The sequence below is a fragment of the Pandoraea capi genome, assembly GCF_902459735.1.
In the GTDB taxonomy this organism is placed as follows: Bacteria; Pseudomonadota; Gammaproteobacteria; order Burkholderiales; family Burkholderiaceae; genus Pandoraea; species Pandoraea capi.
Genome location: NZ_CABPRV010000001.1, coordinates 563,859 through 587,794, shown reverse-complemented (window position 1 = coordinate 587,794; position 23,936 = coordinate 563,859). Strand labels below are relative to the sequence as shown.

Below are 23,936 nucleotides of genomic sequence, written 5' to 3'. Positions count from 1 at the left end.
GGTCGGGCGCAGAACAAAGGGAATTCGACGGGAGCAGTGATGAAACGGGACGCTATCGAGAATGCGGTGCGCGAGGACGCCGAACGCCATGTGGGAAAAGTGGCGCTGGTGACCGGCGCGACCCGGGGAATCGGGCAGGAAGTCGCGCGCGAGCTGGCCGAGGCGGGCATGACGGTGCTGGTGGGCGCGCGCGAAGAGGCGAAGGGCGACGAAGTCGTCGCGCCGCTGCGCAAGGCGGGTTTTCAGGCGGAGACGCTGGTGCTGGATCTGCTGCGTCCGGAGACGCTGCATGCGGCGGCGTATCGAATCGGCCGCTATCACGGGCGTCTGGATGTGCTGGTGAACAACGCCGGCGTGACCGATCCGCGCGACGACACGCCGGAGAAGGCGTCCATCGAAGCGGTGGAGCGGGTCTTCCAGACCAACTTCTTCGGCACGCTGCGCGTGACGCAGGCCATGCTGCCGTGGCTGTCGCGCTCGGAAGGCGCGCGTATCGTCAACGTGTCGAGCGGTCTCGGCTCGCTCGCGCAAAACAACGATCCGGCGTGGGAGCATGCGGCATTCCGGCAAATCGGGTTCAACGCCTCGAAGGCGGCACTCAACATGCTGACGGTGCAGTTGTCGCAGACGTTGCGTGAGACGTCGATCACGGTGAACTCGGTCGATCCGGGCGCGCCTGCCGATCTGACAACGGACGCGAGCGGCAAGCGCGCGCGTCAGGGGCTGGCGGACGGCGTGCGCAGCGTGGTGATCCTCGCGCTCGGCGAGCGTGGCGCGGTCACGGGAGGCTTCTTCGATCTCAAGGGCGATCTGCCCTGGTAAGTTCTTGCATGACCGTGTCGACAGCATTTGCCGCCTTCCGACGTCCCACGCAACACTCGCGGTAAAATGCGCGGCCCTGAGACGTCGTCCCGAGCGGACGGCGTCATTCGCCTCACCGCCCAGCATCCCCTGTACTGTTCATGAACTGCCGACCCCATTGCGCGGCCTGCTGCATCGCGCCTTCGATCTCGACGCCCATTCCCGGCATGCCGAACGGCAAGCCGGCGAACACGCGTTGCGTGCAGCTCGATGACGACGACCGCTGCCGGATCTTCGGCAGCCCGCAGCGTCCGGCCGTTTGCGGTTCGTTGCAGCCGTCGCGGGAGATGTGCGGCGAGGATCGCGCGCAGGCCATTGCCTGGTTATCGGCACTGGAAGCGATGACCGCGCCGATGGCCGCCTGAGCGTATCTCTGGCGCACCGTTGATGGTTATCAGGACGACATCAGGCTGGCTTAGGTCGACGTGGAGCCGTGTCACAGGCGAGTGCTATAGTCGCGCGTGTCGGGCGCTGGACGCCCTGAAGCGGAACGCCTCATGCCGGGTAACACTCCTCAAACTCCTCAAGCTCCTCAAGACTCGAACGATCGTCGGCAGTGCGATGGGACTGCGTCCCACACCGTCCACGCCCGCCGCCGCTGGTTGACGATGACCGGCGCTGCGGCGCTCGCCATGGGCCTTGCCGCGTGTGCGGGCCTGCCGTTCGGTAACGATTACACCTTCTCCGAGAGCCAGTTGCAGCGCGCGCTCGAACGCAAGTTCCCGTTCGACCGTCGTGTGCTGGCGGTGCTCGACGTCAATCTGTCGCATCCGCGCCTGACGCTGTTGCCCGAGCGCAACCGTCTGGCCGTGGCTGTCGATGCGACCGTCACGCATCCGCTCGGTGGCGCACCACTCACGGGCACGCTCGCCATCGACAGTGCGCTCGCGTACGACCCGGCCACGCTGTCCGTCGTGTTGCAGGACCCGGAGGTCGAGACCTTCACCATCGACGGTTTGCCGGAGCGCTGGGCGCGTCAGATGAACGCGGCGGGCGCGCTGATCGCGACGCAGTTGTTGCAAGGCGCCCCGATCTACACGTTCAAGCCCGAGCAGCTCAACATCGGCGGCGCGATGCGTCAGCCGGGGGCGATCACCGTGCTGTCGCATGGCGTGAACGTCAAGTTCGACACGCGCTGAGACTTCGCTGTCCTTTCGCCGTCCCCTCACACAGGTTTCCCTCTCTCATCACTCTTCAGGAACGCATTGCATGGACTTGTTGCTGGCGCTCAAAGCCGTCATTCTCGGTGTCGTCGAAGGCCTGACCGAATTTCTGCCGATCTCCTCGACCGGGCACCTGATTCTTGTCGGCAGCCTGCTGAACTTCAACGACGAGAAAGGCAAGATCTTCGACATCGTGATCCAGTTCGGCGCCATTCTCGCGGTGTGCTGGGAGTTTCGCGTGAAGATCGCGCAGGTGGTGTGCGGGCTGGGCAGCGACGCGAAGGCGCGGCGTTTCGCAGTGAACGTCATCATCGCCTGCGTACCGGCCATCGTGCTGGGGTTGCTGTTCGGCAAGCACATCAAGGCGGTGCTGTTCAATCCGCTGGTGGTGGCGACGGCATTCATCGTCGGTGGCGTGATCATTCTGCTCGTGGAGCGTCACAACCGTAGTAACGTCGAGGCCGGCAAGCCACCGCGCGTGCGTTCGATCGACGACCTGAGCGCCATCGATGCCCTGAAGGTCGGCTTCGCACAGTGCCTCGCGCTGGTGCCCGGCACGTCGCGCTCGGGGGCGACGATCATCGGCGGCATGATGTTCGGGCTGGAGCGTCGCGTGGCGACCGAGTTCTCGTTCTTCCTCGCGATTCCGATCCTGTTCGGCGCGACGATCTACGAACTCTACAAGTCGCGTTCGATGCTCGAAGTCTCGGACTTCGGGCTGCTCGGCATCGGCTTCGTCTTTGCGTTCATCAGCGCCTTCATCTGCGTGCGCTGGCTGCTGCGCTACATCGCGTCGCACGACTTCACGGCGTTCGCCTGGTACCGGATCGTGTTTGGTCTGGTGGTGCTGGCGTCGGCGTACAGCGGGTTGGTGGCCTGGGCGGACTGAGTTTCCGGACGCTGAGTGTCGAATGCATGAAAAAAAGGGCACCGGTGAGGTGCCCTTTTTCGTGGTGTGCGAGAGGTGTCCGGTCGCGTTCAGCCGCGCTTGCGGAAGACCAGATCCCACACGCCGTGACCGAGGCGCAGGCCACGGTTCTCGAACTTCGTCACGGGACGATAGTCCGGGCGTGGCGCGTAACCGCTCGCGTCGGTGGTGGTGTTCTCCAGCGACGCTTCACCGCCGAGCACTTCGAGCATCTGCTCGGCATACTCCTGCCAGTCCGTCGCGCAGTGCAGATAGCCGCCCGGCTTCAGACGCGACGCGAGCAGCGCCACGAACGGCGGCTGCAGCAGGCGGCGCTTGTGGTGGCGTTTCTTGTGCCACGGGTCGGGGAAGAAGACGTGCACGCCGTCGAGCGAGCCCTCCGGGAGCATGTGCTGGACGACTTCCACCGCATCGTGCTGGATGATGCGCACGTTGGACAGCGGGGTCGTACCGATGAGCTTGAGCAGTGCGCCCACGCCTGGTTCATGCACTTCCACACCGAGGAAATCGTCGTTCGGGCGCAGCTTCGCGATGTGTGCGGTGCCGTCGCCCATGCCGAAGCCGATCTCGAGGATGCGCGGCGCATCGGCGCGTTCGAATGCGGCCGGCCAGTCGAGCGTCTGGGGGGCGTAGGGCAGCACGAACTTCGGGCCGAGTTCGTCGAAGGCGCGCTTCTGCGCTTCCGAGCTGCGTCCGGCGCGGCGCACGAAACTGCGGATGCGGCGCGGATGGGCCACGCCGTCCGGGCCAACGTAGTGCGAGTCGTGCGCGTCGTCTTCCGAATCGGGAGAGGCGTGGGTCGACGAGGCGTCGAGATCGGCGTCGTCGTGGGCCGGGAGCGCGTCGTCAGCCGGCGGTTGTCCGTGGTTCGTCATGGAAACAAAAAGCCGTCAGGGACGACGGCTTGTCGAGGAGTGCTGCGTGCGGCGCGTGTGATGCGTAGCGTCCAACACGATGATTTTTCAAAGGATTTTCCCGCGCGGTTCGTCACTCTGCGGCGTCGGGAACGGGCTCGATTATCCACCGGAACCCCCTTGACTGGCAAGTTGACGGCCAGCAGCGTCCTCGGCGCGCCGCAGCGCCTGTCGTGGCTTAGCGTGCCTTGGCGCGCGACGGCTTGGCGCTCGCCGCCACCCGTGCAGCACTCTTGTTGCCGAAAACGCCCGTGGTTTCCATGTCTTCGAGCCACGAGAGCGCGTCGGCGTGGCGCAGAAAGTGACGCAGGTAGTCGGGGGAAACGTCGTGCATGAGCGATAGCGCACGATGCACGAGATGGCTGGAATTGAGCGGTCCGGCGTTTTCGGGCACCTGCGCGAGCGACTGACGCAGATTGCCGTCGGTACTCAGCTTCGACCACGTCTCGCGGAAGTATTCGAGCACGTCGAGGTCTTCGAACGCGTCGTCGGTCGCAATGACCGTGGGCGTGATCGCCACAGGCGCCGGCGCGGGCGGTGTGACGGGGCGCTTCGGGGATGCCGTTGCGTTCGCTTGCGCTTGAGCGGGCGCAGGCGTGTGCGCAACTGTGACGCCCGGCGCTGCGGGGCGACCCGGGCGGGGGGCTGTCGACGGGGCAGGGCGCTCGCTCACGCCGATGCGTTGCGTGATCTGCGTCGTCAGCACGGCGAGCGGCGAGGCTGCGTCAGGTGCCTCGCTGGTTGCAGACGACGCCTGCGTGTCGCCAAGCGACTTCGCGAGTTCCGCCGCCAGCATGCCCAGACGCGTTTCCAGCACGCGGCGCACATCTCCGCGATAGGCCTGCAAGCGCTGCGAGAGCGCTTCGATGCGATGAAACCGCACCGGATCGCGTCTGTCGACACCGCCGTCACGCCATGCGGCGAGTTGTGCGTCAATCGCGTCGGGGGCGAGGGGGACCAAGGGGACCAAGGGGACAGCTTGATCGTCGGACATTGGTGCGTCCGCACACGCTGGCGTCCCGGCGTCCGACGTCAGCACATCGTCCGGACGATCGGGTGTCGCCGTGTCGTCGGCAGTCGTTGCGGCTGCGTGCATCGGAGGTTGTGCCTTGGCGGTATCGGGCATGTCAGGCCTTCGGCTTGCCTGCGCTACTGGCGCTGCTGCGCGGCATCGGCGCGATTTCCACGCGACGGTTCTTCGCGCGTCCCGCTTCATCGGCGTTCGACGTCACCGGCTGTTCCGAGCCGAAAGCGGCGGAGAAGACGGACGCCGGCGGCACACCGGCGGCGATCAGTTCGCGCGTGACGGTGAGTGCGCGCTGTGCCGAAAGCTCCCAGTTGTCCGCGAATCGACGATTCGTCTCGCGCACCTGCTGGTCGTCGGTAAAGCCGCTGACCATGAGAATCTCGTCGCTCGCGCGCAGATAGGCGGTGAGCGGCGCAGCCAGACTGCGCAGCACTTCACGGCCCTGCGGCTGCAACTGGTCCGAGTTCAGCGCGAACAGCACGTTCCCGCTGATGCCGATACGCCCGTTCACCAGCGTGACGCGACCGCCCGCAAGCGGCCCCGCAAGCGCCTTCTCCAGCGTCTCGCGGCGTTGTGTCTCGACCTGACGCTCCTTCACTTCGCGATCCAGCTTGGCAGACAGCTCGATCTGCACGCCGATCACGCCCAGCATGATGAGCACGAACGCGCCGAGCATCACCGACATCAGATCGCCGAAGACGGCCCAGGTCGGCGCGGCGGCACCGACGTCGCCGTCCGCGATATCCGCGTCGAATTCGTCCCTCATGCTGCCACGCTACCCGGTTGCGCGTTCGCCTGCGACGCGGCTTGTGCGCGCGTTTGCGCCATGTCCTGAAGGTTCTCGAGGATTTGCTTCTGCGACATCACGCTCAGTTCCACGACTTCGCGAGCCTGTGCGACGTAGTAGCCGAGTTGTTCGTCGCTGCGCGCCATCGACTTGTCGAGCGCGGCCTCGATGCGTTGCAGATGGTCGAGCAACTGTGTGTTCGATTCGCCGAACGACTGCACGGCCGCCCCGAAGGCGTCGCCGAGGCTGGCGATCTCGATCACGCTGCCGGTGACCTGCGCCGATGCCTCCGTCAGCTTTTCCGTCTGCGCGGCGATGGCGTCGCCCAGATTCGCACCGGCGCGTTCCAGCAGTTGGGCGGACGTCGTCACCAGTTCGTCGACGGCAGCGCGTTGTTCGTTGCCCGCGTGCTTGACGGTGTCGAGCAGCGTGCCCAGCGTGTCGAGCAGACGCGAGCGTTCTTCCAGCATGGCGTTGTCGCGCACCATGCTGTCCGAGAGCTTCTGACGCAGTTCGCCGATGATCTCGGCGGCCGCCTTCGGGGCTTCCGATGCCGTCTGCACCAGACGCGAGATTTCCGCGATGGTGTCGCTCGCGTTGGCGCGCGTTTGCTCCGACATTTCCAGTGCCGTGCGCGCGAGCGTGTCGCAGATCGCTTGTTGCTGACTTGCCGTCTGCGCACCGACCTGCTGCCATTCCGAGCGCAACGTGGCGAGCGTGCCTTCGAGCGTTTCGGTCCAGGCGGACAGACGCTGCGTCTCGCGCTCGGCGGTGGCGTCGTGATGCGCGGTGTTGGCGGCGCTGAGCGCTTGCAGCAGTGAGGCGCTGTGCTCGGTGAACGCCTGCGTCGTTGCCGTCACGAGTTGTTGGTTGCCGTCGGCCAGACGCTCGTTCGTGCGGGCGTGTTCCGCGACCGCGTCGCGCCACGTCTGTGCGACGTTGGCGGACGTCGAATCCATTTGCGACGAGACGCTTTGCAGCAACTGCGACGCGCGCGATTCGAACGTCTCGGCGAAGCGGCCAAGGGCGTCGGCGAGATCACGGGCGAGGGTGTCGTTGGCGGACTGCTGCGCCGTGATCGCCTGCTTCCATTCGCCGGATACGACAGCCGCCGTCTCCGACACGCTGTGCATCGCGCCCTCGGTGCGCTGACTCACGCCGTCGATCAGATGGACGGCGCGCTGCTCGAAGGTGTCGGTGAAGCGGGTGAGCGCGGCGGAGAGTTCGGCGTTCAGCGCGGCGTTGGCCTGTTGCTGCAACGCGATCGACTGGTCCCACGCCTGCGCCACGCGCTCGTGCGCGCCGCTCAGGTTGCCGCTCGCCGCGTCGAGCTTGGTGGCCACATCTGCCAGCAGTGCGCCCGAGCGGGCTTCGAACGTTTGTGCGAAGCGCTCCAGTGCGGCGCCGAGCGATTGCGTGAACGTATCGTGCGACTGTTGCTGCTGGCCGAGCGCCTGTTGCCAGGCTTCGGCCACGGTGGTCTGCGCGGTGGCGATGCTGCCGGTGGCATTGTCGAGTCGCGTGGTGACGTCGGCCAGCAGGCCGGCGGAACGCGTCTGGAACGAGTCGGTGAATTGCGCGAGCGTGGCGCTGAGGGCCTTCGCGAGCGCGTCGTTCGTCTGTTGTTGTGTGGTGAGTGATGTTTCCCACGTCTGCGCAATGCCCGCATGCGCGGTGCTGACCTGCCCCGTCGTCGTCTCCAGACGCACGGCGATGTCGTCGACCAGCTTGGCCGAACGTGTCTCGAAGGTCTGTGCGAATTGCGTGAGGGCGCTGTCCAGCCTTTCAGCCAGCGCGTCGTGGCTGCGTTGTTGCGTGACGAGCGACGCTTCCCACGTTTTGGCGACGCCGGCATGGGCGTTGCCGACGTGTTCCGTGGCCGTTTCCAGACGCGTAGCGACATCGTCGACGAGTCGCGACGAACGGGTCTCGAACGTTTGCGTGAAGTCGCCGAGGGCGCTGCGCAGATCGGTTGCGAGCGATTCATTGGTGCGCAATTGAGCGTCGAGCGAATCTTTCCAGACGCTGGCCACACGCGCCGTCGTGGCTTCGAAGCGGTCCGACAGGCCATCCATGCGGTCTTGCACGGCGGCGGAGACGGTCTGGTGCCATGTGGCGGTTTCACGTGCGAGGCTGGCCATCGTCGCCTCGACTTCCGGACGAATCGCGGCACCGGCGGCACTTGCCGTGGTGGCGACGCTGTCCTTTAGATACTGCTGCATCGCGCTGGTCAGTTGCGCGTAGGAGGCATCCGTCTTGGCGTGAAGCGCGTCCTGATTCGCGACCAGACGTTCGCCGAGCGCCTGACTCTGGCGCTCCATCGCGGCCATCATGTCTTGCAGACGGTCGACGAGCGCGGGCATGACCGTCGCTTGCTGCTGAAGCAGTTGCAGCGTGGTCTCGCGTTGATGTTGCTGGGAGAAACCGCGCAATGTCGTGACGATGCGGGCGTCGAGCGACTGGACGACCTGCGCGCGTTCCTTGCGGGCGAGGGCGGCGAGCAGGCCGAGCATGGCGGATGTGGCGACCCCGGCGACGGACGTCCCGAAGGCGAAGCCCAGGCCTTTGACCGGCGAGGCGAGCGAAGCGCGGATCGCTTGCAGATCGGTCGCGCCTTCGAGCGCGATACCGGTGCCGCGCAGCGTGGCGGCCATGCCGAGGAAGGTGCCGAGCATGCCGAGCAGCACGAGCAGGCCGACGAGGTACGGCGTGAGGGCCGGGCCGGGCAGGCCGACGCGTTCGCCTTCCACGCGCAGACGCACGGCGGTGCGCAGTCCGGCCGGCAGCGTGTCGAGCCACGAGGGCAGCGAGGCGGGGGCGGCGTTCAGGCTGCCGACGGCACGGGCGAGCGCGTTCGTCGATTGATGGAAGCGTTTGAGTTCGAGCGCTCCGATCAGATACACGGCGGCGATCAGCAGCGCGACGGCGAGTGCGAGGGTATTGGTGCCGGCATAGCCGATGGCGATCCAGCCGACGACGGCCAGACCTGCGACAAAGGCGACGAGATCAACGAGGTAACGGGTCATGTTGTCCGGGTTCACTAACGTTTTCGCCGGGAGTCACCGAGGCGAGGGCGGCGATCAGCCCTTCGATCGGTTCCAGGCGTATATCCAGTTCCGCGAGCAAAACGCTCTGCATATCCCGGTGGAAGGTGTCGAGCCATGTGCCGGCCGGCGGTAGCGCCGGGGCGCCGGGCACGCGCGGGGCGGCCATGGCCGCCTGTTCCGTGTCACGTAGCCGCACGAAATGCCCTTCGAGCAAATTCGGCACGCTGGCAAGCAGTGTGCGCTCACGTGCGCCCATCACACGCTCCATGACGGCGTCGACGCTGGCGAGTCGGGCGGCGTCCGGCGACTGCGTGGCCAACTGGGCCCGCAGGCGGGTGCGCAGGGCGCTGATCGCCGTATCCATCGTCTGCTGCGAGGTCGCGTAGCGCTGTCGATACGCCGGAAATTCGGCGAAGGACGCGGCGCGCTGACGCTCGGCGGCGCTCAGGGCGCGGATCTGCCCGCCGGGGGCGGCGGCCAGCCCGCAATCGCGGGCGATGGCGGCGGCCAGCTCGGCGCGCACACGGGCGAGTGTGGCGAGCGCGCTCGCCGGGTCCTGCGCAGCCGAACGCGCGCCGGGCGTTGCCGCCGGCGGGTTGGCTTTCAGGGCCGACGAGAGCGCGATGGCGTCGGTCCAGCCCAGCCACTGGCTCATGCGGTCCGAGAGCGACGGCGCGGCCTCCGGGGGCGCGAACGAGCTCAGGCGGGCCAGCGAGCGTATGAGTGTTGGGGCGCTGATAACGGGACGCCGGGACACTTGCACCATTCCACTGGGGGGGTCGAAAACCCAGCAGTTTACACTGCGCGCGCCTTCCGACCGCCGACTGCCCGGTATGCCGGGGCTTGACGGGCGTGAAGCGGGCCATTTGGACATCTTTTGGAAGACGCCGTGGCGGACTTCCGCCGTCCGGCGCATCGACTGTGATTTATCTCAGTTTTCAGGTCCGGACCCGAGGTTTATCTTTGACACAACTCGCGGCAAACGCGAAACGACGAAACAAAGACCCAACAACGACGAAGCGAAACTGGAGGTGTGAAATGGCTCTGATTGGACCGATCTGCGACGGACTGGTGGTTGTCGGAACGTGGGCTAGCCGGGCAGCCCCGGTAGCAAAGTTCATCAACGACGTGATGGCGCTGTTCTGAAATAACCCGATACGAATTACAAACCGAACCGAATCGACTGGGGGTGTGACATGGCTGCAATTGGACCGATCTGCGACGCACTGGTAACCGTAGGCACGTGGGCAAGCCGTGCTGCTCCGGTAGCGAAGTTCTTCAACGATGTGCTGGCGCTGTTCTGATTAACGCGCGACGAAACGCAAACCGAACTGAATCGACTGGAGGTGTGACATGGCTGCAATTGGACCGATCTGCGACGCACTGGTGACCGTAGGCACGTGGGCAAGCCGTGCTGCACCGGTAGCGAAGTTTTTCAACGACGTGCTGGCACTGTTCTGATCGGTGCGCGCTGAACGTCTGAAGGTGCGAGATGCGTTGGGGATCTATCGGGTGAGGCAGCCATTCCGATGCGGTAAGCGAGTGCTTCCCGGACCTGGCTGCCCCCTCATCTAAGACAGCATCAGGAAGCGGAGCACACCGTTTCGGGGGCCTGAGCGAGACCCGAGCGGAGGTAAGGTAACAAACTGGCGAGCCCCAGGGCCGCCATCGCGGCACCGATCCAGAGTGGTGCACGCATGCTGTACCCGGCGTCGATGGCAGCACCACCCGCCCACGTCCCGAAGGCGAGACCGGCCGTAATCACTGACGTATGCATCGTATTGACGAGCGGCCCGGGGGCTGCGGCCCGCATCACACGCGCGACCATCGCCGGATTGAGCGACACGCCCGTCAGCCCGATGGCAGCGAACGCGGCGATACCGACCGGCGTCAACTCGGCCCAAAGCGCGAAGCTGATCAGCGCGAGTGCGAGCACTGACAAACCCGCAATCAGCACGGTGAGCGTATGACGGTCGGCGAAGCGCCCGACGACGGCGTTGCCGATGATGTTGGCGATGCCGTACATCGCGAGCAGATTCGGAATGGACGTGGCCGACACGCCGGCGACATTCAGAAAGATCGGCGAGAAGTAGCTGAACGCGGCGAACGTCGCGCCGATGATCAGGCCACTGGTCGCAAACGCGGCCCACAGCGGACGATTCAGCAGCGAGCGAAATTCCGCCGCCAGGCTGACGACTTCCTCTTCCTGCTTTTCACTCCTGGGTGCCCAGAGCGCAACCGCCACCGTGCAAAGCGCAGCGAGCACGGCGACGAGCCAGAAGCTGGCGCGCCAGCCGTAGTGCTGCTCGATGAAGGCCGTGAGCGGCACACCGACCACCGGCGAGAACATCAGCCCGCCCAGCACGAAGGACGCCGCGCGCCCGCGAACCGACGGCGCCACGAGATCGGCGCAAAGCGTCAGCGCAACCCCGAACGTCGCCGAGCTGGCTACCCCCATGATGATCCGGGCGAGGGCCATCACTTCATAGCGGGTCGAGACGGCAGCCAGCACGCCGCCGGCCACATTGATGCTCAGCAACCAGATGAGCGCCCGCTTGTGCGGGGTACGCAGCGCGAGCAGTAGGGCCGTGAGGACCGGGCCGCCGATGGTCATGCCGAGGGCGTAGAGCGAGATCAGATTGCCGATGTCGCCGATACCGACGTTCATTGCGTGGGCGAGCGCGGGCATCATGCCGGCGACCATGAATTCTGCGGTCGTCATCGCGAAGACGGTGAGTCCTAACAGGTAGACGACAGGCGGCATTGTCGATTTTTGCGTCATAACTTTAACGATCATTCCATAATCGCGGATGTGAATGGAATCCGCGAGGGGGGATTTAGGGTGTCAGGTGTTTTGGATGGTGTGTTGCGCGAGAAAGTCAGCGATGAAGCGACAGGCGGTGCCAAACGTCACAGTTGATCGAGCGTGCCCTGCATGACGCCTTCGAGGAAGGCGCGGTCGTGGACGGTGCGTCCGAGGGCGCGCAGACCGTAGTAGCTCGACATGAACGTACGGGCGACGACAACGGGCGAGCGCTGGGTGGAGAGTTCGCCGTTGTGCTGGCCGATCGCGATCAGGTGCACGAGCACTTGTTCGATGCGGGTGAAGTAAGCCTGACTGATTCTACGAACCTTCTCGTCCTTGGCGCCGCGTTCGAATGCGGCGAAAAGGGCCATGCAGCCGCGTTGCTTGTCGGGATCGAGGTCTTCGTCGATGCCCCATTGCATCATGGCGCGCAGCCGATCCTTGACGGGACCGGGGGTGTTGAGAATGTCGGCTTGCTTCTGAAGGCCGAGCGTCTGATAGCGTTCGAGCGCTTCGTGATAGAGGTGGAGCTTGCTGCCGAAGGCGTTATACAGACTGCCACGGCCCAGCCCTGTGCATTCGACGAGTGCCTGCGCGGAGGTGCCTTCATAGCCGTTCGTCCAGAAGACGTCCATGGCGGCGTCGATGACGGCCGCGTCGTCGAATTCTCTGGGTCTACCGCTCATGATGGGCCTCGTCGAATCGTGAGGATGGGAAACGGCCGGTGCGCAAGACGCAACGGTGGATGGCGTGACTATAGGCTATTTTTGACTCATCGTTCAAATAACCGGACGTGGGATGTGGGTTTGGCGAGTGCCGGGATCGGAGTGCCTCGCAAAATGCCGCGAAGCCGTCACAGGGACGGCTTCGGCGGGTGCTGCATCCGTTCGCGGGGACTTGGTGTTACTTCGCGAACATGGGAGAGATGAGCGTTCTAAGGCTATCAAGCACGAGGGGCAGCGGATGTCCCATCTGCGCGTGCACGATGGCGCCGTCGACGGCCAGGGCGAGGGCGCGTGCTTTCGCTGTGCGAGTGTTGCCCGGAGCGACGAGCGTTTCGATGGCGGACGTCATGTCGTCCTTATGCTCTCGCACGATTTCCAGAATCTGGGGATCGGCGGTCCCGAGTTCGGCCGACGAGTTCAGGAAGGCGCAGCCTCTGAAATCGTCCCGCGAGAACCATTGCGCGAGCGTGGCGACGAGCGCGTCGGCCGGTGATTGGCCGGTGGCCACCTGCGCGTCCAGCGTCGTGCGAAACCAGTGGATCCAGCGCACATGCCGATAATCCAGATAGGCGCGGATGAGATCGTCCTTGCTCGGGTACTGGCGATAGAACGTGACCTTGGCGACCTTCGACTGCTCGATGATCTTGTCGATTCCCGTCGCCCGGACGCCGTCACGATAGAACAGATCGTGCGCCGCGACGAGGATGCGATCGCGCGGCGATGATTGGGCAGGGGAGTCATGAGTAGGATTCATAGGGGAATTGTAGACAGATCGTTCTACTGCGTCTACACTCCGTCATGTAGACAGGTCTGTCTACTTGTTTCACCTTATCTCACTGTCAGGAGTCGTCATGGAAACACGTCCCCCTCTGCCGCCGTTCACGCGAGAAACCGCGATCGAGAAAATCCGTTTGGCCGAAGATGGCTGGAACACGCGCGATGCGGCCAAGGTCGCGCTGGCATACACGCTGGATACGAAATGGCGTAATCGGGCGGAGTTTGCGAGCAACCGTGCCGAGGCGCAGGCCTTTCTGGAGCGCAAGTGGCGCAAGGAGCTGGACTATCGCCTCATCAAGGAGCTTTGGGCATTCGACGGCAACCGGATTGCGGTGCGTTACGCCTACGAATGGCACGACGACGCGGGCAACTGGTTCCGGTCGTACGGCAACGAGAATTGGGAGTTTGCGGAGAACGGGCTGATGCAGCGTCGCTATGCGAGCATCAACGACATGCCGATCAAGGAAAGCGAGCGCAAGTACCACTGGCCGCTCGGACGACGTCCCGACGATCATCCGGGGCTGACGGAACTGGGCCTCTGAAATTGTGAGAGATGTACTTGCTCCGGCGCCCCATCGCGCGGCGCTGGAGTGATTGCGACTGGGCGAAGCAACAGATCGCTGTGACGTTGTGCGTCAGGGCGCTAGCGGAAACTTGCCGGGAAGGATGAAGACTTGCAGATCAGAACGTATTGAGAGCGCCGAGGGGCGTGAAGCGTTCTGGAGCGGGCGATGGGAATCGAACCCACGGCTCTAGCTTGGGAAGCTAGGGTATTACCATTATACGACGCCCGCGAAGGGTGCCATTTTACGCGGGGATTGTGGCGTTTGGCAATCTGCGCGTTTTGGCGGTGTGTACGATTCTGGGGTGAGAGTCTTGGGATCGATTCCCATCGCAGGCGCATTTGGGGATTCCCTTTGGTCCGGTTTCAGGACGGTTTCGGACTTTCTTGGTCGCCGTTTCCCCCAACGCGGGTGACCACCTCGTTCATGGTGTAGTGCACGAACTGTTTGCCCAATTCGGTCAGAACATACGGCTTTGTTTGCTCGAACGCCGATTCCATCGTGGAGGATGTCTGCCCACGAGGGGTTGGGGTCGGGCGTTTCTTCAAATATTGCCCGTCATCCGTGGTATCCCGTGCTTGGCGAATTACGCCACCAGTGCTTAGATCCCGAATAAGCAGCTTGTACAGATCCGCATCCGCCGAGTCCTCGCGGACAAGCTGCCCACGTATGGCTACCCAGATGTCATATCGAGTGGAGCCGGGGTTCGTGTAGATCTCGCGAATTACAGCGAAGTGTGCTTCGTGATAGGTGTGAAGCCAGTCTATGAAGAGACGAATCACGTCGTCTGAACACAGGCCCGTGCCTGCGGCGTTCGTCACGAGGTTCGCGACGTAGCGTCGCTTTTCTTCTGTGTCAGCTTCGTCCCACGTCCGAAACGCCTTCCTCACAATGTCGAGATACTGATCGCTTGATAGGCGCTCGTTGATTTCTTCTCCTAGCGCCTCGAACCGCTGCCCGATCTGAATCATGGTTCGGCTCAGATCTCCCATGCGTCGTTCGTGCTCTTCAATCCACTGCGTTTGCAGTGAGTCGGTCTTGAGCGTGCCTTCTTCTGTCTTGTAGTTAGCGAGGGCGCTAAGAAATCCACCGACCCACGGAATCGCTCCAAGCGCGGCAAGGGCAAACTTCTCAAGGATTCGTCGTTGTGCGCTGGGGTTAAGCTTTTCAAGCTGAGATCGCAAGCTGTCCACGTCTACGATAGACGATGGCTGCGAGGTCGGATCGGGAGATGTGCTCATCGATGATTCTCGTTTCAGGGTTGCGAAGCGAAAACACGAAATCTGGGCGACAACATGCCCCAGTATCATACCCCGGAGACGTCGATCCGAAGAAAACACCACTGAATACGCGGATCTACCGATCTACGCTTGCAGCTAATCTATCTAAGGACGTACCTGCGCCTGTGGTCGCGGTGACCAAAACTGGTGGTCAGCGTGAGCGGTCCTGCCCTGCGGGATAACGAGAAGAAAAAATATAACTATTATGCGTTCTGTTATCTCACGTTCATGGGTTCTGTAAGCAACGTATTGTTGACGGGGTATGTATGAAGATCAGAGCCAGTATGGGTGGAAAAGCGCGCGCCAAAATCCTCTCACCCCAACAACGCAAGGAGATTTCCCGTATTGGCGGTCGAGCTCGAGTATCAGCATTGACTTCTGAGGAGCGTTCGGCGTTGGCTCGCATCGCAGCACAGGCGAGATGGTCGAAACGAAAGATCGAACCGAAGCTGTAGCGGAATCGCAACTTGCGGTTGGATGGCGGTTTCTGAGACTCGCCAGTGATACGATCACCGAGAGTCTTAGGGAGGTCTCGATGCCTACAGTTGAATTTCGTGACTTTCCAGAAGAGGAAAAGCAAGAATTCCGGCGCGTATATTCGGCGTTGGGGGTGGATTTCGTTGCTTACTCCGTCGTGGGAGTGATTCCGATAGGGACGTCATGGAAGCACCGGATTATTTTCGTGAGACAGGTGGGGGCGCCAGATGATGGCGCAGTCTTGGAACTGAGGGGTCGGGACTGGGTTGGGGATTTCAGGGCGCAGATCGGAAAACTCTTGTAGTTGAAGTGAATACAAAATACAAGATCGGGTTTCAGGTCGCCTGAAGCACTCACGACGGCGGGACGAGGAAAGGAATGGAGTCAAGGTTTGAGAAGGGACTAGGGTTCTCACGGAGGGTGTTGGCCCTCCGCTCAATCGGGTGCGCTCTCAGTGCGCTCCTTGTGTTCGTAACCGTTTTCCCGTTGCGAGGGGCTCCGATCGTAATCGTACTTTTGGCAGTAAACGCTTTTGTTTGGCCGACTGTGGCGCACATGCTTGCCGTAAGGGCAATAGACCCTATAGAGGTGGAGCACCGCAACTTGCTTTGCGACTCGCTGTTCGGTGGAGCATGGGTAGCGGCAATGCATTTCGCAGACGCTCCGTCCGCGGTGCTTATTTCGATGCTCCTCATGCATAACGCGGCAGTTGGTGGATACCGCCTGATGTTTAGATGCGGTGCGGCGATGTTACTTGGCTCAGTGTTGGTTGGGTGCTTGACCGGATTCAAAATTGCATTGGGTACCGAGGTGCGGCAAGTAGCAGCGTGTTTTCCTATGCTCATGTTTTACCCCGCGGCGGTAGGGCTTTCAAGTCATAAACTTGCGCAACAGCTCTCTCAAAGCAAGCGGGCTATCCGCGAGATGAGTGGCCAAGACGAGTTGACACGCCTGAAGAACCGACATCTTTGGATGAAACTGTTCACGGAGAGCTTTGAGCGTAACCGGCGAGCGAGCTTGGGCAGTGCGTGTGTTGCCATCATTGATATTGATGAATTCAAACGCGTAAACGATACCTATGGACATCTCAGGGGAGACTCACTGCTCAGGCTGCTTGGCGTCATATTGGGGAAACATCAATCCACCTATGTTAGTGCCGGGAGATATGGTGGAGATGAGTTTTGCGTACTACTTGATGAGCAACGGCTTTCGAGTGCCTGTCAAATGCTTGAGGAAATTCGGGGGGAGTTTCTGCGTGAGGCTTGTTGGGATTGGGATGCGTCGCCTGTGACTGTGAGCATCGGCGTTGCAGAACTCCGGACGGAATTCAAAACCCCATCGGACTGGCTGGCCGCTGCGGATGCGGCCTTATATGTGGCGAAGCGTTCAGGCAAGAATTCAGTAATTACTTGGGCACCAAGTCTGTCACAAGTAGCATCAAGTCATGAGTTAATGTCGTCAACTGAGTGCTGAGAGAGCTGATTCACGGTCGGTCAGGTTTTGACGGATCCGGCGACGTCGCAGCTTGCCCATGTGCCAATGACAACCTTTAGTCTTGTCTAAAAAGAAAGGCTCCCGAAGGAGCCTTTCTCTACTGCACCCAATGCAAGCAAACATCACCTCGATGCCGCTCGCAGAGGCAACCCGCCCCCATCACCACCGATACCGATACCCCACCTGTCCGTAAATATTGCGGCGGTAATCGCCGCCCATGTTGCGGGCGTACTTCGCGCCGGCGTAGAGCGATGAGGCGCGTCCGAGGGTGGCTTCGACGCCGGCGCCGATTTCATACCAGGTCTTTGCCAGACTGCTGTCGAACGTCGCACCGCCGACGTTCGTCGCGCCCGGCGACAGGAAGTCGTGTACGACATCGACCGTCAGGTACGGCGCAGCCGACCCGACACCGACCGAATTGCCCAGATCCGGCGTGTTGAGCTTGAAACCCACGCGTCCTCGCAAAGCATTCGTCGTATTGCCCGACACCGACGAAACGCTGTCGCTGAACCCGTTCAGATGCAGATACTGATAGGCCAACTGCATCTGCGGCTCGATGGTGAAGCCCGAACCCAGGATCGAGAACTTGTGCCCGATCTCGCCCGACAACGCGGCACCGAAACCGTTTTGCGTCGCACCCACACCCGACACGTCGCTGTACTTGTTGCGATAGTGCGAGAACTGCGTCGTCACGTCGATGAATGCGCCCTGCGGCAAGATGCGCGTCCAGTATGCCCCGACCGACTGCGCCTGCATCGACACCGAACCGGTCGCCGATGAGAGCGTCGGGTCCTGCGTACGCGCACTGTCGGAGAACGACGCCGACGCCGAACCGAACGTCGCCGTCAGCCCCGCCAGTACACTGCCGCCCATGCCCGAGGCATCGGTATTCAGACGCCAGTCACGCCCGAACTGCGCCGCGAACAGGCGCTCATCCGCCCCGAATCGACCCGACATCGTGCTGTCCATCGTCTTGCCGTACACGCGTCCCCACACACTATTCGACGCATCGTCGCCCACACCGCCATTCGTGCGCACGCTGCCCAGACGCTCCTGCATCCGGCCCAGCATCGTGAAGCCGAAGTCGGCGTTCAACTGCGGCGTCATGGCGTACGCGACCGTCGCAGCACGGTACGCCGTCTCACCCGACGCGTACGACGTCGACAGGAACCAGCTCGGATCGCCACCGACCGGGCCGACCTTGCGAAGCAGATACTGATACGCGCCCGCCTGCACCGGCGAATCGAGCTTGAACGCGCCGTCTGACGCCGTGCCGTTGACTTGCACCAGTTCAAGCCCGTTGCCCGAGGTCGGTACGCCCGCACCGGACACCTTGAGCTTCAGGAAGGTCGTGCCGCTCGCGTTGCCGTTGATGACCAGTTTGTCCGACGCGACCGAGCCGTCAGGGCTGATCGTCGCGCCCATGAGCGCCGTGCCGTTGTTGCCGACGTAATTGCCCGCAATCGTGAACGTCCCGAGGTTGCCCGCCACCGCGCCCGGCGACGCACTGCCGACCGCGATGATGCCCGCGTTCGTCACGCTGCCCAGCGTGCCGCCGTAGCCTGCCAGCGTCGCGCCGCTGGCCACGGTCGTCATGCCGCTGCCGAGCGTGGCGCTCCGATGCGACGCATCGCCGACGATCACCGTGGCGCCGCTCGCGAGCGACGTCGGCCCTGCGTACGTGCTCGCACCATTAAGCGTGGTCGTGCCGGCGCCCAGCGAGACGGACGAGAAGTTCGAGATGGCGCCGTTGTAGCTGAACGCGTTGCCCGCCCCCGGCGTGATCGTCAGCGTGCTGGTGCCCGTGCCGCCCGAGATGTCGCCGTTCACTACCGCCAAGCCGCCCAGAATCTGGAGGCTGCTGTTGCCGCTGCCCAGATCCACGGCCTTGCCGCTCTGATCGGCGGTAATCGTGCCGTAGTTGATCACTGTGGCATCGTTCGCACCGGTATTGACCGCTGCGGCCGTTGCGCCGCCGCCTTCCAGCGTGCCGCCGGCCTGGTTGACGATGGTCACCGTGAAGGCGTTGCGTGCGCCGGTCACCGCAATCGCCGAATCGCTCTGGCCGCGAATGAGACCGCTGTTGACGATGGTCGTGTTCGTATAGATGCCTTGCGGCGCAATGGGCAACCCCGAGACCGGATCCTTGTCGACGCCGGCGAGCGTAATGCCGCGTCCGATGCCGCCGGGCGTGTTCTCGCCGACGATCGTGCCGCTGTTGACGATGGTGCCGCCGCCGACCGTGACACCTTCGCTCACGTCGTTGTTCGCTCTCGCGCCGCGAATCACGCCGGAGTTCGTGATGTTGACAATGCCGTCGACATCCACCCCGTCGCCGTCAGCCGTCACGCCGTTTCCGATGATGGTGCCCGCGTTGACGATGGTGACGACTTCCTTGGCGTTGAAGCCGTCGATGTTGATGCCGGACCCGTTCATGCCCTGAATCGTGCCGCCGGCATTGTTCGTCACCGACAGCTTGAACGTGCCGTCGGTCGTGGTATCGACGCCACCGGTAATGCCGTGACGCGCGCCCTGAATCACGCCGGTACCGGCGTTGACGATGGTCACACCGCTGTTGGACTGCGCGTCGACACCGTCGCTGCTGCTCGTGCTGCCCGGATTGTTGGTCGAGCGGATGATGCCCGCGTTGTTCACCACGCCGTTCACCCCGGGGCGAACCGCATCGGCTTCGTTTGCCTGAATGATGCCGCCCGCGAAGTTGTTCAGGACGTTGGTGCCGGTCGTGATCGCGTTGAAGTCGATGGCCTGACTGCCACCGGCCGACGTGTTGGTCGACGTGAGCGTGCCGTAGTTGTTGAAGACGATATTGCTGTTCGCCTTGTTCATCTGGATCACGTCAGCGTCGAACGTGGTCATGCTCGCACCGACACCGTTCGTGATGGTCAGCGTCAGACCCCCGGTGTTGTCGCGAATCGCGCGACCGGTGCCGGTCATGTTGATCGTGCCGTTGTTGACGAGGGTGGCGTTGCCCGTCATGGTGATCCCGACCGCGCTGCCACCGAGCGAGAGCGTGCCGCCCTGATTGATGGTGCCGGTCTGGCCGCTCGACAGCGTCTGTGCGGTCGTGAGCGTTTGCCCGTTGACGATCTGGAAGTTAGCGGCGAAGGCGTTTTGTTCGGCGAAAAGCGCGATGACGCCCGCAAGAATGGCGATAGGTTTCATAAACCCCGATGTCCTCTTTGGAACTTGTTCGAAGTCGCCAAGTATTGGAGGGCGTCATGACGAATTCATGAAAGGAAACGAAAGGTCGTCAAATTGACGGTAAATGGGACAGATGAGCGAAACAGATGAGGAGGCGAATGGACGGCACAAAAAAATGGCCCGCGAAGCCGGTCGGCGCTTCATCGGGCCATTCGAATGCGGCTCGCGCAATCGATGTCGGCCGTCAATACAGACCGGCCTGCGTGTTCTTCTGCAAATCCCGGTCATACGTTTCGGCGTCGAAATGTCCGCCGCTCAGGCGTCGGTGCATCGCGCCGGGGCTTGGCAGGCATTCACGAGGAATTTGCGTCTGCGCCTCCCAAAGACCCGAGCGAACGATCGCTTTCGCGCAGTGGTAATACACGCGATCGATGGACACGACGATGGCAGTTTTCGGCGACTTGCCATTGACTTGGAATGACGCGAGCAGCTCCGGGTCGACCGAGATACGGGCGCGGCCGTTGATGCGCAGCGTCTCGCCCACGCCCGGAATCAGAAACAACAACGACACCCGTGGATCGGCAAGGATGTTGCGCAGATTGTCGATCCGGTTGTTGCCAGGACGATCGGGCACGACAACCGTGCGCTCATCCAGAATTCGGACGAAACCGGCAGGGTCGCCCTTGGGCGAACAGTCGGTGCCTTCTTCACCCACGGACGCCAGCACCACGAAGGGGCAGGCTTTGACGAAGGCCTGATAGTCCTCGTTGAGATAAGTCAGTTCCTTCCAGAGCGCGCGCTCGCTCGGCTCGCCATAGATGGCTTCCAGTTGATCCACGCTCGTGACTTCATGATTCATGTCGTGCCCCTGCCTTTGTTCATGCCGATGCCGGGGATGTCCGGCGAGCTTCGGCGATTCGCTGCGGGCAGTATAGATTCGGTCGTCACGGGCGTAAATCGCGCTGTCCCGGTGGCGCCTCCCGGTGCGCGATGTCGGCATCGCATCGGGATCACATCGACATCACATCGACATCACATCGACCTCTTGCCCATCAGGCCGCGCCGCCTTCGGAGAATCGCAGCCCCGCGATACCGACGATCGTCAGCGCCAGAAAGCCGATGCGCGTCCACGGCAGCGATTCGCCGAACCACAGCACGCCGACGACCACCAGACCGACCGTGCCGATGCCCGTCCAGATCGCATACGCCATGCCCACGGGCAGGGCGCGCAGTGCCAGCGCGAGCAGGTAGATGCTGGCCAGCGCCGCGGCAACGGCAAGGCCGCTGGGCACCACGCGAGTCCAGCCTTGATTGAGCTTCAGGGCTAGCCCCATCCCGATTTCCAGCGCGGCGGCCAGCAACAGATAGATCCAGGCCATGGCCTCACGCCTCCTGCTTTTCCCGTGTCCCCCGATTGGCCACAATCGCGGCCTTCACCGCCGGACGCGCCTCGATCTGCGCCAGCCAGCGTTGCACGTTGGCGAACGATGAGATGTCCACGTTCAGTTCGTGATACGTCCGTAGCCACGCGAACGCGGCGATGTCGGCAATCGAGTACTCGTCGGTCGCGAGATAGGCCGACGTCGCCAACCGGTCGTCCACCACGCCGATCAGCCGTAGCGACTCCTTGCGATAGCGTTCGATGGCCTCGGTGTTGGTCGTCTTCGAGCCGTGGAGGAACCACCACAACTGCCCGAGCATCGGGCCAATGCCGCCGATCTGGAAATGAAGCCACTGATTCACGGCAATCGCCTTCGCTTTCGTCATCGGTTGCAGCACGCCGGTCTTTGTCGCGAGATACGACAGGATTGCGCCCGACTCGAAGACCGTTAGCGCCCGCTCATGATCCACGATGACCGGAATCTTGCCGTTTGGATTCAACGCGAGGAAGGCCGGTTGCTTCTGTTCTCCAGCAGAGAGATCGACATCGATCTGTCGATGCGGCAACCCGCATTCGTGCAGATACAGGCTGACTTTGAGGCCGTTCGGTGTGTCGGCCGTGTAGACGGTGAGGGGCAAATGCGTCGGTGTCATGGATTTCCTCGGAACGTTGTCTTGTCTTTCAATTGCAAATACAATGATTGCAATTGCAATCGTATGTCAATCGTATGTGTTTCCGAGACGAATCACAAGCCGTACCGAATCGTGACGGCGCATGAGGGAGAGGCCATGATGGGGATGTCGGGACGGGGCCGTTCGGCGGTCGAGAGCGCAACGCGACAGGCGGCGCTGGCTTGTATCGGCAAGCTGATGGCTTTCCGTGATGGCGGGGAGCGCGAGGACGGCGGCGGGACGGCGACGTCGCCGTCGGGGGCGCTGGCCCATATCGCCGATGTGCTGGCTCAGGGCGACACGTCCGAGCAGGTGTGGATCGTGGATTCGGCGACACCGGCGCAGGAGACCCCGGGCCGAAAGTCGCGCAGCAAGGCCGCGTCGTCGTCCAGCTTGCCCAGCGCCATTGCGACCTGGTTTCGCTCGGCGACGGCGAGCGAGCGTCCGCTGCTGTATTTGCTGCATTCACCGACATTGCGTGGCGTGCTGATGGCGGGTGTCGAAGCGTCGGGCCTGCGCGCACCGCAGCAGACCGATCCGTTAAGGCGCGGCATCTTCCTCAACGACGCCTCCGTCTGGTCGCCGGACCGGTTGCAACGTGTGCGCCCCGAACTGCCGCTATGGCTCGCGGCCCAGTCCGAATGGCTGCCATACGACCCGGCATCGGCACAGGAACTGCAAGCGCTGCTATGTGCGGCGCTTGACGCGTTGTACGTTCGAGGCGAATTCGGTTTTTGCTATCTGAGCGCGCACGACATGCCGTCCATCCCTTCACCGGCGCTGGGACCGGGCGATGCTCACGACGCCTACCGGGGCATGTACCGTCTGCGCACGCTCCCTGACACGAATCCGCCCTACGTCATCCGGCTGTGCGGTGCGGGCCGGGCGCTCGCGAACGTGCTCGAAGCGGCGCGATGGCTGCAACTGGATTGGGGCGTGGCCTGCGAGGTGTGGAGCTGTCCGAGCTATACGCGTCTCGCGCGCGAGGCCGGCGAAGCCGAGCGGATGTCGATGCTGCGTGCAGACGCACCCGCCGACGTACCGCATCTGGTTCGGTGTCTCGGAGACGGACGCGCACCGGTGCTCGCCGTGACGGGCTATGCGCGCCACATTGCGAATCAGATCGGTGCGTTCATTCCGGCGCGTTTCGCCGCATTGGGCAGCGACGACACGGATGTGCAAGGCGGGAAGGATGAAAACGGCGAGAGCCTGAAGACGGGCGATGCGCCGGGCGTGCGCTGGATTGTCCTGAACGCGCTGCGCCTGCTGGTGAACGACGGCATGCTGCCGCGCTCGCGCATCGCAGATGCCACGCGTCGTTACGGCGTGATCTGATGCCCGACGTCGCGGCGAACGCCGTCAATCCTACCCGCTTCAGCGTGGCTTCGTCTCCACCAGAAACGCCCGTGCCGCCGTGCTGGCGCGGTCGAGCGCCTCGGCCACGGGAGCGATGTCTTTCTCGCGAAACTGACTGAGGAAAAGCTCGGCGACGGTGGACTGGTAGACCTTCCACATCTTCTTGCGAAGCGCGCGCCCCTTGTCCGTGATGGTCGCGTAGGCCGCACGGCCGTCGTCCGGATCGCGCATGCGCGTGACGAGTTCCTCCTGTTCGAGGCGATCGATCAGACGCGTCAGGTTGTAACGCTCGATGGCCAGCACATCGGCCAGTTCGTGCATGCGACGCGTGCCCTGCGGGCCGCTTTCCAGCCCCCACAGCGCGTCGTACCAAGCGTAGGCGGGCAGCCCGGCCTGCGCCAGACGGCGCTCGATCTCGCGAATCATCGTGCGATGTGCGCGCACGAAGGAGAACCAGAGATCGGGATCGGTCGTGCTCATGAATGTCCTTGTCGTTTTCATGGGTGAGTTGCAGATG

21 protein-coding genes and 1 tRNA gene are annotated in these 23,936 nt (G+C 63.1%); 7 read left to right on the top strand and 15 right to left on the bottom strand.

Annotated elements, in window-relative coordinates; all coding sequences use genetic code 11:
* Nucleotides 1-39: 39 nt before the first annotated feature.
* The 4 genes from PCA20602_RS02595 (at nt 40) to PCA20602_RS02580 (ending at nt 2,913) form a co-directional block, all read left to right on the top strand.
* Nucleotides 40-822, top strand: a complete 783-nt coding sequence (locus PCA20602_RS02595) for an SDR family NAD(P)-dependent oxidoreductase (RefSeq protein ID WP_150719822.1) — start codon at nt 40-42, stop codon at nt 820-822.
* Between the two features lie 140 nt (nt 823-962).
* Nucleotides 963-1,226: a YkgJ family cysteine cluster protein gene (locus PCA20602_RS02590; RefSeq protein ID WP_069342546.1), complete on the top strand. Its 264-nt coding sequence runs from the start codon at nt 963-965 to the stop codon at nt 1,224-1,226.
* Between the two features lie 243 nt (nt 1,227-1,469).
* Nucleotides 1,470-2,000 carry a DUF1439 domain-containing protein gene (locus tag PCA20602_RS02585; protein ID WP_246181986.1) on the top strand — a complete coding sequence of 177 codons (531 nt, stop codon included), beginning with the start codon at nt 1,470-1,472 and terminating at the stop codon, nt 1,998-2,000.
* Between the two features lie 70 nt (nt 2,001-2,070).
* A complete protein-coding gene (locus PCA20602_RS02580) occupies nt 2,071-2,913 on the top strand; it encodes an undecaprenyl-diphosphate phosphatase (protein ID WP_150719820.1) in 843 nt (280 codons plus the stop codon).
* Between the two features lie 89 nt (nt 2,914-3,002).
* On the opposite strand, the gene trmB is transcribed toward PCA20602_RS02580, so the two are convergent.
* From trmB to PCA20602_RS02540, 8 genes are all read right to left on the bottom strand, one after another.
* A complete protein-coding gene (gene trmB / locus PCA20602_RS02575; protein WP_150719819.1) occupies nt 3,003-3,827 on the bottom strand; it encodes a tRNA (guanosine(46)-N7)-methyltransferase TrmB in 825 nt (274 codons plus the stop codon).
* A gap of 217 nt (nt 3,828-4,044) precedes the next feature.
* A complete protein-coding gene (locus PCA20602_RS02570; protein WP_174980722.1) occupies nt 4,045-4,860 on the bottom strand; it encodes a DUF2894 domain-containing protein in 816 nt (271 codons plus the stop codon).
* 133 nt (nt 4,861-4,993) lie between these two features.
* A complete protein-coding gene (locus PCA20602_RS02565) occupies nt 4,994-5,659 on the bottom strand; it encodes an OmpA family protein (RefSeq protein WP_150719817.1) in 666 nt (221 codons plus the stop codon).
* The gene (locus PCA20602_RS02560; RefSeq protein WP_150719816.1) at nt 5,656-8,706 is read right to left on the bottom strand and encodes a DUF802 domain-containing protein; all 3,051 of its coding nucleotides are present in this window, start codon (nt 8,704-8,706) and stop codon (nt 5,656-5,658) included. Before PCA20602_RS02560 ends, PCA20602_RS02565 begins: the two co-directional genes overlap by 4 nt.
* The gene (locus PCA20602_RS02555; protein ID WP_069342538.1) at nt 8,687-9,493 is read right to left on the bottom strand and encodes a DUF3348 domain-containing protein; all 807 of its coding nucleotides are present in this window, start codon (nt 9,491-9,493) and stop codon (nt 8,687-8,689) included. Before PCA20602_RS02555 ends, PCA20602_RS02560 begins: the two co-directional genes overlap by 20 nt.
* Nucleotides 9,494-10,309: 816 nt before the next feature.
* Nucleotides 10,310-11,509: an MFS transporter gene (locus PCA20602_RS02550; RefSeq protein ID WP_246181985.1), complete on the bottom strand. Its 1,200-nt coding sequence runs from the start codon at nt 11,507-11,509 to the stop codon at nt 10,310-10,312.
* Between the two features lie 128 nt (nt 11,510-11,637).
* Nucleotides 11,638-12,219: a TetR/AcrR family transcriptional regulator gene (locus PCA20602_RS02545; protein WP_150719815.1), complete on the bottom strand. Its 582-nt coding sequence runs from the start codon at nt 12,217-12,219 to the stop codon at nt 11,638-11,640.
* A gap of 217 nt (nt 12,220-12,436) precedes the next feature.
* On the bottom strand, nt 12,437-13,012 hold the full coding sequence (locus PCA20602_RS02540; protein WP_150719814.1) for a TetR/AcrR family transcriptional regulator: 576 nt from the start codon (nt 13,010-13,012) through the stop codon (nt 12,437-12,439).
* A 97-nt stretch (nt 13,013-13,109) separates the two neighbouring features.
* Between PCA20602_RS02540 and PCA20602_RS02535 the strand changes: the two genes are divergently transcribed.
* Nucleotides 13,110-13,577, top strand: coding sequence for a nuclear transport factor 2 family protein (locus PCA20602_RS02535; RefSeq protein ID WP_069344679.1), 468 nt, complete (start codon nt 13,110-13,112; stop codon nt 13,575-13,577).
* A 178-nt stretch (nt 13,578-13,755) separates the two neighbouring features.
* Here PCA20602_RS02535 and PCA20602_RS02530 read toward each other — a convergent pair.
* Nucleotides 13,756-13,829 (bottom strand) — tRNA-Gly (locus PCA20602_RS02530).
* 134 nt (nt 13,830-13,963) lie between these two features.
* Nucleotides 13,964-14,839, bottom strand: coding sequence for a hypothetical protein (locus tag PCA20602_RS02525; protein WP_150719813.1), 876 nt, complete (start codon nt 14,837-14,839; stop codon nt 13,964-13,966).
* An 894-nt stretch (nt 14,840-15,733) separates the two neighbouring features.
* Between PCA20602_RS02525 and PCA20602_RS02520 the strand changes: the two genes are divergently transcribed.
* The gene (locus PCA20602_RS02520) at nt 15,734-16,828 is read left to right on the top strand and encodes a diguanylate cyclase (protein WP_150719812.1); all 1,095 of its coding nucleotides are present in this window, start codon (nt 15,734-15,736) and stop codon (nt 16,826-16,828) included.
* Nucleotides 16,829-17,008: 180 nt separating this feature from the next.
* Here PCA20602_RS02520 and PCA20602_RS02515 read toward each other — a convergent pair whose 3' ends face one another.
* The 4 genes from PCA20602_RS02515 to PCA20602_RS02500 form a co-directional block, all read right to left on the bottom strand.
* Entirely contained in the window at nt 17,009-20,032 is a 3,024-nt protein-coding gene (locus PCA20602_RS02515) for an autotransporter family protein (RefSeq protein WP_150719811.1), read from the bottom strand.
* 223 nt (nt 20,033-20,255) lie between these two features.
* On the bottom strand, nt 20,256-20,870 hold the full coding sequence (locus tag PCA20602_RS02510; protein ID WP_150719810.1) for a pyridoxamine 5'-phosphate oxidase family protein: 615 nt from the start codon (nt 20,868-20,870) through the stop codon (nt 20,256-20,258).
* 193 nt (nt 20,871-21,063) lie between these two features.
* Nucleotides 21,064-21,390, bottom strand: a complete 327-nt coding sequence (locus tag PCA20602_RS02505; protein WP_069344265.1) for a DMT family transporter — start codon at nt 21,388-21,390, stop codon at nt 21,064-21,066.
* A 4-nt stretch (nt 21,391-21,394) separates the two neighbouring features.
* Nucleotides 21,395-22,045 carry a glutathione S-transferase family protein gene (locus PCA20602_RS02500; protein ID WP_150719809.1) on the bottom strand — a complete coding sequence of 217 codons (651 nt, stop codon included), beginning with the start codon at nt 22,043-22,045 and terminating at the stop codon, nt 21,395-21,397.
* A gap of 135 nt (nt 22,046-22,180) precedes the next feature.
* Here PCA20602_RS02500 and PCA20602_RS02495 point away from each other — a divergent pair, with 135 nt between their 5' ends.
* Nucleotides 22,181-23,398 carry a transketolase-like TK C-terminal-containing protein gene (locus PCA20602_RS02495; protein ID WP_150719808.1) on the top strand — a complete coding sequence of 406 codons (1,218 nt, stop codon included), beginning with the start codon at nt 22,181-22,183 and terminating at the stop codon, nt 23,396-23,398.
* 39 nt (nt 23,399-23,437) lie between these two features.
* On the opposite strand, the gene PCA20602_RS02490 is transcribed toward PCA20602_RS02495, so the two are convergent.
* The gene (locus PCA20602_RS02490) at nt 23,438-23,899 is read right to left on the bottom strand and encodes a MarR family winged helix-turn-helix transcriptional regulator (protein ID WP_150719807.1); all 462 of its coding nucleotides are present in this window, start codon (nt 23,897-23,899) and stop codon (nt 23,438-23,440) included.
* Nucleotides 23,900-23,936: the final 37 nt, after the last annotated feature.